Here is a 14,004-nt window from a genome sequence, read left to right on the forward strand (position 1 = left end):
GAACGGGTGCTGCTGGGCACATCCACCCGCGTCGCACCCTGGTACTCCCCCCTAGCTGCTCGCCCGGTCGCTGACCGGTGTCGACGTGGTGAGCGGGGGCCGTCTCATCACCGGCCTCGGAACCGGCTGGTCGCCCGAGGAGTACCAGGGAGTGGGCGTTCCCTGGCAGGAGCGGGGCGCGCGGGTGGACGAGTGTCTGGACGTGCTGGAAGCCGTGTGGACCACCGAGCCCGTCGCGCGACACGAGGGCAGGCACTACACCTTCCCCGCCGCGCACATCGGGCCCAAGCCGCTCCAGCGCCCCCGGCCCCCGATCTACCTGTCCGGCTTCGCCCCGGCCTCCCGACGCCGGGCGGCCCGCCGCGCGGACGGCGTACTTCCCGTCGCGGTGCCCGTCCGGGGTTCCGCATTCGACCCCGCCGCCGTGATCAACCAGCCGCTGCGGGAAGTCCGCCGCCTCGCCGAGGCCGAGGGCCGCGACCCGGCCGACACCGACGCCATCCTGAGGGTCAACCCCACCACCGAGTCAACCGTGCCGGAGATCGCGGACATCATCCTCCGTACGGGAGACGAGACGGACGTCGACCACGTCTTCGTCGACTTTGTCCACCTGGCCGACCAAGGCGTGGACCAGGCCCTGGAACTGCTACGTCAGACGATGGAACTGTCTCGCTGAAAGCCGAGCCGCAAGACGGCGCCGTCCGCCCCGGGGGCCGCGTTATCGCGTCGGTCCCTCGCGCGCGGTTGAGGTGGCGGCATAGAGCCAACGGCGCAGGACGAGGGTCACAGCCGGCATCATCAGATACGTCATCAACGTACTGAACAGCAGCGCGAGCATCAGCACCCGCGCCACAAGCGGCCAAGCACGGAGCGCCGGACCCAGAAGACCGTTGCCGATCAGGGAGATCGGGAGTACGGCCGCGAAGGCGGCGAGCGCCATCTTCCACCGAGGCGGCGCCGTCGTGGGCGTGTCGTGCGCAGTGGTGAACAGGTTCTCCATTCCGGAGAGTTCGCGACGCGCCACCTCGCTCTGATGATGGCCCTCGCAGTGGTCGAACAGTGCGGCCCGCTCAGGTGACGTCGTCCAGTGCCGCGCGGACTCCTGGTCGCGGAACCGGTGGATCAGAACCCATGGCCCGGCGGCCGTGGCAGGCCGGAACAACCCGTCCCCCAGGTGTCCGGGAAACGCTGAGGCGGTGTCGGTCACCCGCCCGAACCACTCCCGGAAGTCCTGCTCGTAGCCGGGTTCCACAGCGCGCGCGGTCAGCAGGGTGACGTCGGCCGGGCCGACGTCGTCCGTCTCGGTCATCGATTCTCATTCCGTCGTCGAGAGCTGTCAGAGCTGCGGTGCCACATGCACGAGGTGCTTGGTCTCCTGGAATTCCTCGATCCCGCGGATGCCGTTCAGGCGGCCCACTCCCGACTGCTTGAAGCCGCCCTCCTCGAACTGGTCGTGGACCATGGCCCAGGTGTTGGTCCAGACGGTCCCGGCCCGCAGTTCGCGGCCGACGCGCAGGGGGCGGTCGACATCACGGGTCCAGATGCTCGCGGCCAGACCGAACTCGGTGGCGTTGGCACGCGCCACGGCGTCGGCCTCGGAGTCGAACACCTCGAAGGTGGCGACCGGCCCGAACACTTCGCGCTGCACGATCGGCGAGGACACGTCGGCGACCTCGATCAGGGACGGGCCGAGGAGCGCCCGATCCCGCTTGCCCCGCACGAGGACGGTGGCGTAGTCGGCCGCGGCGGCCACGGTCTGTTCGACCCGTTGGGCGTTTCCTTCGTCGATCATGGCGCCCATCTCGCTGGCGGGGTCGTCGCCGGGCCCGACCCGGACCGTTTCGAGGGCGGCGACGAGCCGCCGCCGGAGTTCGTCGGCCACGCTGCGCTGGACCAGTATCCGGCTGCCCGTCATGCAGAACTGGCCCGCGAACATGGTGACGGCCTTGGTGAGCACGGGCACGACGGCGTCCAGGTCGGCGTCGTCGAAGACGAGCATCGGCGTCTTTCCGCCCAGCTCCATGGACAGCGCTTTCAGCGTCGGGGCGGCCTGTTCCATGATCACGCGGCCGACCGCGGTGGAGCCGGTGTAGCTGATCACGTCGACGTCCGGGGAGGAGACCAGCTCCGGAGCCCCGGCGTTTCCGCTCTCGGTGAAGACGTTGAGCACGCCCGGGTCCAGGCTCGGCGTGTCGGCGATGATCTCGCTCAGCACTCCGTTGACCAGGCCGGTCTGCGCCGGCATCTTCATGACCACGGTGCAGCCGGCGGCCAGGGCGGGTGCGAAGGATCGCGCCGAGAGGATGACCGGTGAGTTCCACGGCACGATCACCGCGGCGACGCCCGCGGCTTCGCGCAGGGTCATCGAGTACATGCCGGGCCGCACTTCCCCGGCCCTGCCGTGGTCGGTGAGGGAAAGCGCCGCGTGGTAGCGGAGCTTGGGCACGGTGCCTTCGACTTCGAGGGCCGCCTCGGCGAGTACTTTCCCGTTCTCCCGCGCCAGGAGGGTGATCAGTTCGTCCTTGCGGTGCTCGAGCCGGTCGGCCAGTCCGTGCAGCGCTGCCGCACGCCGGTGACGGTCGCGGGACCAGGCGGTGGAGTCGAAGGCCCTTCGGGCCGCGGCCACGGCGGCCCTCGCCTCCCGCGCACCGCCGTCGGCGAAGGTGCCGAGCAGTCCGTTGGTCGCGGGGCTGCGTGACTCGCCGCGGGAGCCGGAGTCCTGCCACTGCCCGTCGATGTAGTGGCGCGCGTGAGGCAGGGTTTCGGATGTGGGCATGAGGTGACCTCTCGTCATGCGTCGCACGGCGTTTCGCCGCGGGTCCGCGGGCCAACGTCAGCGACGCTACAAATCAGGGCCGGTGGGCGAATCGGGCGGGCAATCCGTCGTTTTCCGCCGGAGGCGTCGTGCGCCCGCTCCGCCGCGGCCTCCCTGCGCTCACGGCGGCTCACAACCGGCGTGGAGGTCGCTCAGCTCGGTTCGGGTGTTGATGCCGAGCTTGGCGAACACGTTCCCGAGGTGGTGGCCCACGGTGCGGTGGCTGATCCGCAGCTGTACGCCGATCTCGCGATTCGTCAGCTGTTCGGCGGCCAGTTGGGCGACTCGCTGTTCCTGGGCGGTGAGCCGGTTCATCGCCCTGGTGTCCGAGCTTCCCCGGCGTCCCGGCGCTCCGGTGAGGTCCTGCTCGCGCTGCGCGCGTTGGCGCAGCGGCTCGGCACCGAGCCGGTCGAACGCCTCCAAGGCGGCGCCGATCCGGACGCGCGCATCGGTCCGCCGGCGGCCCCGTCGCAACCACTCGCCGTAGGACAACTGAGCGCGCGCGTAGAGCAGCGGGTGGGATCGGGCACCCGGCACGTCGAGTGCGGCCCGGAAGGCACCCTCGGCCCGGGCGCCGCCGAGGAGCCCGCGCGTGACGTGCGCGGCACAGCGGGCCCACGGCGCTCCCGTGCGCCGCGCCCAGGCTTCGAGCACCCGTACCCGTTCGTCCGCGAGGTCGCTTCTGCCGACGCGCACGGCCGCCTCGGCCGTGTCGAGAGCGGCCAAGAGCGCGAAGGTCGGGTGTTCCGCGCCATGGCCCGGCTCGGTCAGGCGCACCAGGATGTCCAGCGCTTCCTCGGGACGCTCGTGAAACAGCGAGGCCATGCCGCGGTTCCAGTACGCGGCGGCGCTCAGCGCGCGGACGCCCTGCGGGAGTGACGTCTCCAGAGTCCTGGCGGTGGCCTCCGCGACGGCACGTTCGTCACCACGCGCCGCGGCGAGCCAGCCCAGGGTGGTGAGGCAGTGGGAGGCGACGTGGTCGGCACCCAGGTCCTGGGCCAGCCGCAGTCCCTCCGCGGCCGAGGACTCCGATTGCGGCCAGCGGCCGGCAGCGTTGTCGAGCATCGCGGTCTGGGCCAGGGCGGCGGCGAGCCGAGCGCGCTCGCTGCGCCGCCGCAGGTGCGGTAACCGGCGGCGCAGCGCATCCGCCATCGGCTTGTCGATCCCCCAGGCCAGGGCGAGGGGTGTCGGCGGCAGCAACGGCAGGATGGTCGTACGGGCCCGCGCGGCGGCATCACCGAGGTCGGGGGGGTCCGCCGGCGCCGCGTCGGCAGACACGTCGTCGCTCCACCAGGCAAGCGTGCCGGGTAATCCGGTCCGGCCCTCGACGTCGTCTTCGAGCAGCAGATCCAGCGCTCTGTCCCGCAGGTCGCCGCGTCCGACGGACCAGGCGGCGCGCATGGCCAGCGTGCCCAGTTCCAGCGCCGTTCCCGGTTCCGGGACGCGCTTCATGTCGGTGATCAGGAAGTGGTGCGCCATCTCGGGCATGCCCCGGGCGAACTCCATGATCCCCCGCAGACCCCGGCTCCGCCGGGCGACGTGAGCACCGGGGGCCAGCCGTTCTGCGTCATCGAGCAGGCGCTCCGCCGTGGCTGCCCACCCGGCGTCCCAGGCAGCCCTGGCCGCCTCGGCAAGGCGTTGTGAGGCGTCGATCGGTGCGGCCGACAGTTCGGCGGCCCGCCACCACGCCCGTGCCGCCGTGTTCGTGGCCCCGCGGAGCCGGGAGCGGGCGGCGGTCCGTTCGAGGAGCCGCGCGACGTCCTCATCGCGTCCGTGGGCCAGGGCGGCGAGATGCCATGCGCGCTCCTCCGCCTCGTGCGGCATCGTGGCGGCCAGGGCGCGGTGAGCCCGGCGCCTCGTCGCGTCACCGCAGCCCTCGTAGATGGCTCTGCTCACGACGGGGTGCCGGAAACCGACGCGGTTGCCCGCCACGTGGAGCAGGCCCGCGTTGGTCACTTCCTCCCAGACGGCGTCACCGGCACCCGACGCACGGCCGGCCCGCTGCACCGTGAGCCGGTCGCCGTGCTCCTCGGCCGCCGCGAGCACGGTCAGCAACTGCGCCGGAGGGCTCAGGGCCTCGATCCCGGCACGGAAAGCCCGCTGCAGGCGCGGCCCGACGGGCGGTCGTCCTCGCTTCCGGCGATGCTCGGCGTCGTCCAGGTCGCCCCCGAGCGTGGCCAGTTCATGCAGCGCCAAGGGGTTGCCCCCGGCCTCCCGGACCATGTTCCGCGTCGTCGCCTTGTCGGTGAGCGGCGCCACGGCCGCCACAAGCTGCCGCGCGCTCTCGTCGCTCAGGCCGTCGACCCGCACGTCGGCCACGCCTTCCCAGGGCCGGGCGGCCGGATCGCTGTGATCGGCGAGCACGACGACCACGGGATACGCTCCTACGCGTCGAGCGACGAACCCCAGGCACAGCGCGGTGGCCTCGTCGAGCCACTGCCCGTCGTCCACCACGACGAGCACGGGCTGCCGCTCGGCGAGTCCGCAGAGCAGCGACAGCACGGCCGCCCCGACCACCAGGCGGTCCGTCGGCTCGCCGCTCAGCCCGAGCGCGGTACGCACAGCGGCGGCCTGGGCCGTCGCCAGCAGCTCGACACGATCGGCCAGCGGTCGCAGCAGCCCGTGCAGCCCCGCGAAAGCCAGGTCCGACTCGGGCCGGGTGGCCGAGTGGCTCAGCCGGACGAAGTCCGCAGCCTGGCCGTACACGTGGTGAAGCAGAGCTGACTTGCCGATACCCGGCTCGCCCCACACCACGAGCGCGCCACCGCTCCCGCCGCGGGCCTGCGAGAGCAGCCCGTCGAGAACCGCGGCCTCCTCGCGGCGTCCGAACAGCTCCGTCGGCGCTGCCGCTGTCGCAGCTCCGTCACCGGGCCCGCCACGCGCCCAACGCATCACGTCACGCGTTCGGACTGGACGAGTTCGCGGGCGCGCGGCGCGACCTCGTGACCGAAGAGGTTCAGGTCGGCAGGCTCGTCCGAGGCGAGGATGAACCCGGATACGCCGTACTGCAGGGCGAGGTCGGCGATCTGTTCGGCCCAGTCGCCGGGAGTCCCCTGCAACAGGCCGCCGCCGGCGCCGGACGTGAATCGGCCGCTCAGGTTGAGCAGGCGGCTGACCGCCGCGGGCTCCCGACCGGCGGCGGATGCGGCCTCGTCGATCTGCTCGTTCATCGCGCGCAGCGATGCCGGGCCCTCGGGCAGGAAACCCAGGGAGGGCAGCCAACCGTCGGCGATCTTGCCCGTCAGCCGGAGCATGCGCGGCTTGTAGGCACCGATGCGGATCGGGATGCGATGGGCGGGTGCCGGGCCGCGCTTTGCGCCGTTCACGGTGTAGAACTCCCCGGTGACACGGAGGGGCCCGGTCTCGTCGGTGGCCCACAGCCCTCGGATCACGTCCACGGCCTCCTCCACCGCCCGCACGGCCTGGGCCGGTTCGAGCCGGCGGCCTCCCATCGCGACGATGCCGTCCCAGAACGCGCCCGCGCCGATGCCCAGTTCGACTCGCCCGCCGGTCAGCCGGTCCAGGCTCGCGGCGGCGCGGGCCAGTACGGCGGGGGGCCGCAGCGGAAGGCTCAGCACGTTGCCGCTGATCCGGATTCGTTCGGTGCGTGCGGCGACGTACGACATCAGGGTCCAGGTGTCCTGGAACGCCGACTGGTAGGGGTGGTCCTGGAAGCTGACCAGGTCGAGGCCGGCCCTCTCGGAGGTCTGGGCCAGCTCGACCGGCGCCTGAGGCGGGCGGGCGGTGGGGGTGATGAAGCTGCCGAACCACAGTTCGTGGCCGTAGTCGCTCATGGGGTGCTTCCTCCGGGGTGGTTCGCGGCGGGCGTGAGGGCGAAGTTGTCGCCGAACACGCCCTCGGGGTCGTAGACGCTCTTCAGCTCACGCAGACGCGAGAGGGTCCGTGGCGGCCAGGCCGCGGCGATCCGCTCGGGCCGGAGGCTGGACTCGAAGCTGATGTAGAGACCGTCGAGGAAGGGGCTCAGCCGGGCCCAGGCCCGGTCGACCACCTCGTCGGCACCGCCCATCACCACGAGCGAGAAGTTCGCGTCGCGGTGGGCGTAGGCCGTGGCGTCCGCGGGAACATCGGCGACGGCTCCGCCGACCGAGCGGAGCTGGAACCATCCGATCGTGCCGCTGCGGATCATGCGAGCCGCCGCCGCGGCGAACTGCGGGGTCACGTGCCGGAGCAGACCGCTGCGTGAGACCGGTTCGCCGTGGGAGACCGGTGGGTCGTCGCTCGCGTTGTCCATCACGGCCGCGTAGGAGGTGATGACGATGTCCTGGGCGTACATCGCGGAGATCGCGGCCAGTGGCTCCAGCCGGGCGCGCACGGTCTCCGGGTCCGAGGAGTGGACCATGGTGCGGCTCACCGCGAGCGCTGGTCGTCCGCCGCGCGGGGGCGGCACGATGACGAAGCTGGTGAGGTCCCGCGGTGAGTCCTCGACCGCCCGGCCCCACTCGACGAGGTAGCGCTCGAGGTCGCTCGCGTCCTGGGTGAGCCGGGCGAAGGCGATCGCACCCACGTCGTCGGCCTCGAACTCGAAAGCAGTGACGATCCCGAAGTTCGCGCCCGCCCCTCGCACGGCCCAGAAGAGATCGGGGTTCTCCGAATCGTCGGCCCGCACGACGGAGCCGTCCGCGAGCACCATCTCCACGGCCCGCAGGCGGTCGATGGTCAGTCCGTGCCCGCGCGCGAGGTACCCGATGCCCCCCGCCGTGGCGAGGCCGCCCACCCCGACACCCCCGTAGTCGCCCGAACTCAACGCCCAGCCGTAGGGCTCCAGTGCGGCCGCCACCTCGGCCCAGCGCGCACCCGGGCCGATGCGCACCCGGCGTGTCTTCCTGTCGAGCACCTCGATCGCATTCATCAGTGACACGTCAATGACGATCCCGCCGTGATTGGTGGAGCGGCCGGAGACCCCGTGTCCGGCGCTTCGCCGAGACAGGGCCACGCCGGGATGCCGACGGGCGAACGCGAGCGCCTGGGTCACCTGCTCGTTCGTCGCCGCCCGCAGGATGATCCCGGGCGCACCGCCGCGCAGGTACCCGGACCGCAGCCGGGCGTAGGCCGGATCACCGGGCTCGACGACCTCGGCCATCTCCGGCGGAGCGCTCTCGTAGTCGATCCCCGGCCGGCGCCTGGCGCGCACGGCGGACCGCCGGACCCGCGCGCCCGACCATCCGCGCGGAAGCACCGCGTCCACGGCCGCCCGCAGGGCCGGGGCGACCTCGCTCGCGAAGCCTGCCGCGACGTCTCGCTCCACGGTGTCCAGCACGATGGTGCCCACCCCGTGCTCGACGACGAGTGGCAGCAGGTCGTTCACCCAGTCCGCGGCGGTCCCGGTGAACCTGCCTGTCCGCTCGCCGAAGCCACCGCGGATCGTGACCCGTCTACGGATCTCGCGGGGATCGCGGCCTGCCCCTCGCGCCGCCTCGTCGACTGCGCGGTTGCCCTGCGTCAACGTGACGGCGTCGCACCCCGTCGACCACTCGTCAGCCCGCAGCCCGACCAGCCGGAGCAGGTTTTGGCCCTGGCCGTCCACGGAGATCGGCACGTCGTGCGCGGGCGCGGCCTTCTCAGCTCCCGCGAGACGGTAGAAGCGGCCGGTGAACCGGCCAAGGCCACGGTCGAGGACATTCCAGAGCTCGCGAACGACGGCGATCGCTTCACCCAGTGCCGCGACCGAATCGGCTGTCCCGGACGCGGCGGCTGACGGGCCCGCTCGGAAAGCCAGTTCGACCCTGCCTTCGGTGAGCCGATCCAGGCTTGCGACGGCTCGTGCGAGCATCGCCGGATGGAGGGTGGCGGGGCGTGCCTCCAGCACCAGTCCGAGAGAGACCGTCGCCGTGGCGATCCAGGACGCCACAGTCGACGGTTCGAGATCGTCGCCGGCGGTTCCGGCCGGGACGACCAGCAAGTCCAGTCCCCACTGCTCGGCCAGGCCCGCCACTGCGACCAACCGGCCGGCCCCGCAGTCGGCGTCAGAGGGCAGGTGCAGTCCGAACCTCAGCGCGTGCCCGTAGTTCATAGCGCGTGGTGACAGGCCGAGTGTGCGTTCATGGACCAAGGCTGCACGGCGATGATCACAGGCAACAAACGGGACATGACCAGGTCATCAAAAGTGACACGCTCCAGTATCGTGACCGTATGACCGGTCCTCGACAGCCCGATGATTCCTCCGCCACCGCGGGCCAGAGCCGCCCGGAAGCGGGCTACGAACACATCGACGACGACGTGTGCCGCAGTTTTCAGCGCTCGGTCGAGATCGTGGGCAAGAAGTGGAGCGCCGCGGTGCTCCTGGCGGCGATGCGGGGCGCGCGCCGATTCGTCGACTACCGAGCGCGGATCCCCGGAATCTCGAACCACCTTCTGTCCCAGCGTCTGCGTGAGCTCGAGGGCCACCGACTAATTGAGCGGCTCGTGGTACCGACGACGCCGGTCCAGATCACGTACCGGCCCACCGAACAAGGCGCCAGCCTGATGCGTGTCCTGCATCCACTGATCGAATGGAGCGCCAAGAACGAGGACATGGACACCTGACGAGCTGGTCGCATGCCGCCCACGCACCCGATCCGCTGCGTACTGGGATCGGTGATTGCGCGGGCGGCCGCTCGCGGTGTGGCTTCAGCGGTGCAGGAACAGGAACGGGTTACGGGACCAGGACGATCTTTCCCGTGGTGTGGCCGGCCATGATCTCGCGGTGGGCAGTGGCGGCCTCGCGCAGGGGGTAGCTGTCCGCGATCACGATGCGCAGGCGGCCTGCTGTCGCGGCTTCCGTGAGCTGCAGGCGGGCGGCTTGGCGGATCTCGGTGCCGGGATCCGCGCCCGGCACACCACCCAGGAGCTTGATTCCCGAACGAGCCCCGCGCTCGTGGCCCGCGATGGTGGCGATACGCAAGCGGTCCGGCACGAGCTCCACGGAGACGTCCACCGCCTCCTCGGTGCCCACGAGATCGGCGGCCGCGTGCACGCCCTCCGGCGCCACCGCGCGCACCCTGTCCGCCAGTCCCGGCCCGTAGACGACCGGGATCGCTCCCAGCTCTCGCAGGAGGTCGTGCTTGCCCCGGCTCGCCGTGGCCACGACCGTCGCGCCGCGTGCCACCGCGAGCTGCACGGCCACGAGACCGACGCCTCCCGCGGCACCGTGGATCAGCACCGTCTCGCCCTTGCCCAAGCCGATCGCCTCAAGCGTGTGTACGGCTGTGGCCCCGGCGGCCAGCAGCCCGCCGGCCTGCTCCCAGGACAGGGCGACAGGCTTCGGCACCACGGACGGGGCCGGTACCACGATGTCGGCGGCGTAGGCACCCGGCGCGGAGTAGGTGATCACTTCGTCACCCACTGCGATCGCACCTGCGGGGCCGATCGCGTCGGTACCGACGGCTGTCACCACGCCCGCCGCCTCGACACCGAGCCGCACCGGCAGTCTCTCGGGATCGGTACCAAAGGCACCGCTGTATGACTGGTAGTCGAAGGGATTGACGCCGGCCGCGCGGACCTTGATCCGTACCTCGTTCGGCCTCGGCTCCGGGACGGCGACATCGATCACCGACAGGACCTCGGGACCGCCATATGCGCCCGCCACTACCGCAGTTGTTTCGCTCATACGAGAGGACAACAGGTGCGCGAGGTGCCCCATTCCTTCGGTCCGACGGGACCGATCACCCGGGCCAGGCACGGTCGCGTCGCTCAGGGCCGGGGCGCCGCCCCGTGCGGGGACTCGTCCACGGATGCACGGCGAGAGCGATCTTGCCGCGCGGGCGTCCGCGTCCTTGGTCGACGGAGCCGCCTTCCAGAAGGCTGTGGGCGTGGGCGACGTCGGCCAGCGGCAGCACGGCGCCGATCACCGGCCGGAGTGCTTTCCGAAGCCACCGAAGGCGGTCAGTTTCATGGCGATGCCGCGTTCAGCTCGTGTGAGCAGGGGCTGACCGAGGTCTCGCTCGAGCCGATTGGGCTGCTGGGTGAGCGCCGGTGCGCCGGTGCGGTGTCTACGTTGTGGGTCACCTCCGCCTGGGGCGGCCAGGGTAGGACCCTGCGGGGCGGAGCGGGACATCGTTCTTGAGGAGAGCCAGACGCACCGTGGCCAGGCTCGTTCCTTCACGGTCAGCGATGTCCTGGAGTGACAGGTGGTCCTGCTCGTACCAGATTCTCCACTGGCCGACGCGAGTAGCGGTCTGCTGGGTGTGTCGGAAGCGGGGCGGGCTCCAGTCGACCGGATGCTGTGACAGCAAGTAGATGGCGTGAGCTGTTGTGGTGCTGAGTGCCTGTGCGACGTGGGCGATGGAGAAGTCGCCGGCGGGTACGGTCCGGTGGAGCTGGGCCGCAGTGATGCTGCCCGGGTCGGGGCCGGGCAGTTGTAGGCAGCGCATGTCGGCGGAACTGAGCGTCGGGGTCCACTGGACGGGTTCGTCGATGCCGTGCTCGTCGAGGATGGTGCGTGCGGTGTGGGCCAGCAGTTCGGCTTCGGCGGGCAGGATGCGCCAGCGAAAGCGCTTGTACTGCTGGCGCTGGGCCGGAGTGGCGGGTGCGATGTCTGGGTGCGCGAGGTGTGGGGGTGATCCGGTCAGGGTGTGGAAGATCCAGCGCTGGGCGTGTGCGATGTCGAGGGTACGGGTCGATCGCAGGCGGCGTTGCAGGTTCTGCCAGTCTTTCGGGGCGACGAAGCAGGCGCGCGTGGTGAACAGGGCCCGGCGGCGTGCGTAGTCGATGGGACTGCCATGCTGGTCGAGGTGATCAGCGAGCAGAATCAAGGCCCGCATGACGTCCGCGCAGTCGGGGCGGCGGGTGAGTTCCGCGAGGAGGGTCGACACGTTGTGGCTGCTGACCGTGGTGCCGGTCAGGTGGGTAGCAGCGCGGATGGGTGTGCTGTTTCCGACCAGGAGGCAGGCGACGGCCAGGAGTTCGTCCGCGCGTCGTGCGACGGGATTTCCACTGGCGTGCTGGGGTGTCAGGCGCAGGCTCCATTCGGACCACAGGGCACTCGGAAGCATCCTGGCTCGGGCGTCCTGGTTGCTGGGGGCACGCGCGGAAGCGATTGCGGTTCGGTGGCGCAGCCGTGCCACCGGCATGAGCTTCGCCGCGAGCGCGCAGCGAAGGGCTGCATGGAGCTTTGGTGAGAAGCCGCCGCCCAGCGAGCCCACGTTGCCCGGGTGTAGCGGGCGGCCGGTGCCGGCTACCCGCTCGATCAGCCCCTTTGCTGCCTGCCCGGCTGCGGGCACCGACCCGACGGTCAGAATTTGTGCTGCGGCTGTGACCGCCACGGCGGTGGCAGCTGCGTTGTCGGGCGCGAAGTAGCTGTGAGCGTCGAAGCGCTGATGCGTGGGGATGTGCTGCGGTCCGACGGAGAGCGGGCGGGAGCGGTAGATGTCCGCCTGGCGCAGGACCTCAGGTTCGGCCAGGTCGGTCAGATCGCGGGAGTCAGCGTGGGTTAGGACCAGCCCACCCAAGCCGCGCACGTCCCGCAGCACCACATTCACCGGAGCACCACCCGTCCCGTACAGCGGCCAGCGAACCGCCTGCTCCGGGTCCGCGAGGAGATCATCAATGAGGCGTTGGGTTCGCAGCACGGCTCCATCGGGTTCAAGGGGTACGACCGGGGTGTCCGCCAGCGGATGGTGGCAGCGGGCACCGTGTGGCCCGTCGAGCTCGGGGCTGGCGCACCGCCCCGGACGGGGCGTCTCGCGTCGTGGGTGGGCCTGAACGCGGGGGCCCTGGTGGCAGGCAGGGCAGCGGTCGGTCAGCAGCACCTGATGACGCGTGCAGGCAAAGGACCAGCCCAGACGCCAGGACAACTGCCAGCGCCCGCCGCTGTAGGCCAGGCAGAGAGGACAGTAGCGAGAACCGGCTCGCCCCCACAGAACTCGTCGCTCCACCCGCCGCTGATCCGGCCGGATCACCAACGCGTGCCCGTCGAACCGCCGGAGCGTCATCGCCCCGAGGACACCCTCAGCGATTCCGGATACTGCGGCGATTGAGGCGATCTCTTCAGCGGTTGCGAGTACAGCCCAACGGGGCAGCATGGGTTTGGCCAAGGCCGCATCCCGCATCGGCAGTCCCAGGGAGCGCAGTACGTCGACGAAGCGGCAGTGCAGGCGCGCGGCGAGAAACTCCAGCCACGAGTCGAGAGCTTCACCGGCGACGGGCGGATACCGGATCGGCAAGGTCCTGGGCGTAGTGTTCACCGGGAGGCGCGTACACGGGTCGGCCGACTGGTGGCTTTGCCGGCTTGGAGGGCGTACTCGAGCTCGGCACGGGCCTGCTCGGCGGCCGCATCGATGCGGACCTGGTCCAGGAGATCGCGGGTGAGACGTTCGGCCCCGCTACGGACGGCGCGCTGGCAGCCGCGGTTGATCAAGGTCATCAGTGAACCGATGTGCCCGGTGCTGCGGACGAAGAGGTAGTCCGACAGTTCGTCGGCGAGCATGCCGCGATGGGCGTCGGCCAGGACGATGCGCTGTTCGAGGGCGAGCAGGAGTTGGCGCCAGCGGCGGCGGCCCTGTTCGGTGTCGATGGTGAAGGGCGGCATGTCGAGGCGGGTGGTGCGCCGGCCGGTCTGTGCCAGCGCAGTGTCTCCGGCGGCTTCTCCTTCGCTGAACAGACCCTTGTCCGTGAGGCCCACGCCGACCTTGAGCAAGGTGACGGGGAATTCGTTGGCGATCCATTTCAGGTGGTTGCTGACTTCGATGCCGCTGGTCTTGCGCCACTTGAGGAAGTGCAAGTCGTCCAGGATGAGCAGACGTACCTCGCACAGCAGCACGCAGTCCAGGGCCTGCAGCCCGAGCTGGGCGGCGGTCGAGGTCTGGCGCCCGGGGTGGCCGAAGAACTCCAGCATGGCTCGGTTGAGGTCCTTCATGCCGGTGTTGTCGGTCAGCCCCGCCCGGCACACCGGCCACCGCTCATGTCCCTGCGCGGTGAACGCGCCGTGCTCGGCGATCTCCCGGCGGTGAAACTCCCGGGCGAAGGCGAGCACGGCGGTGGTCTTCCCCAGGCCGGGGAAGGCGTCGACGGCGACGGCGCCCTTGGCCTTGTCGCCGTCTTGCTGGTTGCTGTCGACGATGTCCCACAAGTCATCGTGGAGGCTCACCAGTTGAGGGGTCTTGATGGGTCCCAGGTTCGCGTGCCAGGTTCGCCGGTCGCGCTCGTAGGCCGTCCGCGCCGTTTCATCCAGAGCATGGAGGGCCTTCCGGGCC

Annotated in this window: 10 protein-coding genes; 2 read left to right on the top strand and 8 right to left on the bottom strand. The window is 70.9% G+C overall.

The features are described from left to right. The first annotated feature begins 88 nt into the window (after positions 1–88). Entirely contained in the window at positions 89–676 is a 588-nt protein-coding gene (locus IG02_RS38795; RefSeq protein WP_158712239.1) for an LLM class flavin-dependent oxidoreductase, read from the top strand. 42 nt (positions 677–718) lie between these two features. Here the strand turns inward: IG02_RS38795 and IG02_RS0105715 are convergent, their stop codons facing one another. The 5 genes from IG02_RS0105715 to IG02_RS0105735 form a co-directional block, all read right to left on the bottom strand. Continuing rightward, complete coding sequence (locus IG02_RS0105715; protein ID WP_030742557.1) at positions 719–1,309, bottom strand: antibiotic biosynthesis monooxygenase; 591 nt, start codon at positions 1,307–1,309, stop codon at positions 719–721. 27 nt (positions 1,310–1,336) lie between these two features. Continuing rightward, the gene (locus tag IG02_RS0105720; protein WP_030742559.1) at positions 1,337–2,776 is read right to left on the bottom strand and encodes an aldehyde dehydrogenase family protein; all 1,440 of its coding nucleotides are present in this window, start codon (positions 2,774–2,776) and stop codon (positions 1,337–1,339) included. A 159-nt stretch (positions 2,777–2,935) separates the two neighbouring features. Then, complete coding sequence (locus IG02_RS0105725; protein ID WP_030742561.1) at positions 2,936–5,707, bottom strand: AAA family ATPase; 2,772 nt, start codon at positions 5,705–5,707, stop codon at positions 2,936–2,938. Continuing rightward, complete coding sequence (locus IG02_RS0105730) at positions 5,707–6,609, bottom strand: LLM class flavin-dependent oxidoreductase (protein ID WP_030742563.1); 903 nt, start codon at positions 6,607–6,609, stop codon at positions 5,707–5,709. The genes IG02_RS0105725 and IG02_RS0105730 overlap by 1 nt, the downstream gene beginning before the upstream one ends. Continuing rightward, on the bottom strand, positions 6,606–8,846 hold the full coding sequence (locus IG02_RS0105735) for an LLM class flavin-dependent oxidoreductase (protein ID WP_030742565.1): 2,241 nt from the start codon (positions 8,844–8,846) through the stop codon (positions 6,606–6,608). The genes IG02_RS0105730 and IG02_RS0105735 overlap by 4 nt, the downstream gene beginning before the upstream one ends. Positions 8,847–8,965: 119 nt before the next feature. Between IG02_RS0105735 and IG02_RS0105740 the strand changes: the two genes are divergently transcribed. Then, complete coding sequence (locus IG02_RS0105740) at positions 8,966–9,358, top strand: winged helix-turn-helix transcriptional regulator (protein WP_023536348.1); 393 nt, start codon at positions 8,966–8,968, stop codon at positions 9,356–9,358. Between the two features lie 109 nt (positions 9,359–9,467). Here the strand turns inward: IG02_RS0105740 and IG02_RS0105745 are convergent, their stop codons facing one another. From IG02_RS0105745 to IG02_RS0105760, 3 genes are all read right to left on the bottom strand, one after another. Then, positions 9,468–10,400 (bottom strand): quinone oxidoreductase family protein, encoded by a 933-nt coding sequence (locus IG02_RS0105745; protein WP_037802387.1) that lies wholly within the window; start codon positions 10,398–10,400, stop codon positions 9,468–9,470. A gap of 415 nt (positions 10,401–10,815) precedes the next feature. After that, a complete protein-coding gene (locus tag IG02_RS0105755) occupies positions 10,816–12,975 on the bottom strand; it encodes a TniQ family protein (RefSeq protein ID WP_158712240.1) in 2,160 nt (719 codons plus the stop codon). A gap of 17 nt (positions 12,976–12,992) precedes the next feature. Next, complete coding sequence (locus IG02_RS0105760; RefSeq protein ID WP_234314616.1) at positions 12,993–13,898, bottom strand: TniB family NTP-binding protein; 906 nt, start codon at positions 13,896–13,898, stop codon at positions 12,993–12,995. Positions 13,899–14,004 lie beyond the last annotated feature (106 nt).

The organism is Streptomyces sp. NRRL F-5135, assembly GCF_000719775.1.
Classification (GTDB): Bacteria; Actinomycetota; Actinomycetes; order Streptomycetales; family Streptomycetaceae; genus Streptomyces; species Streptomyces hebeiensis.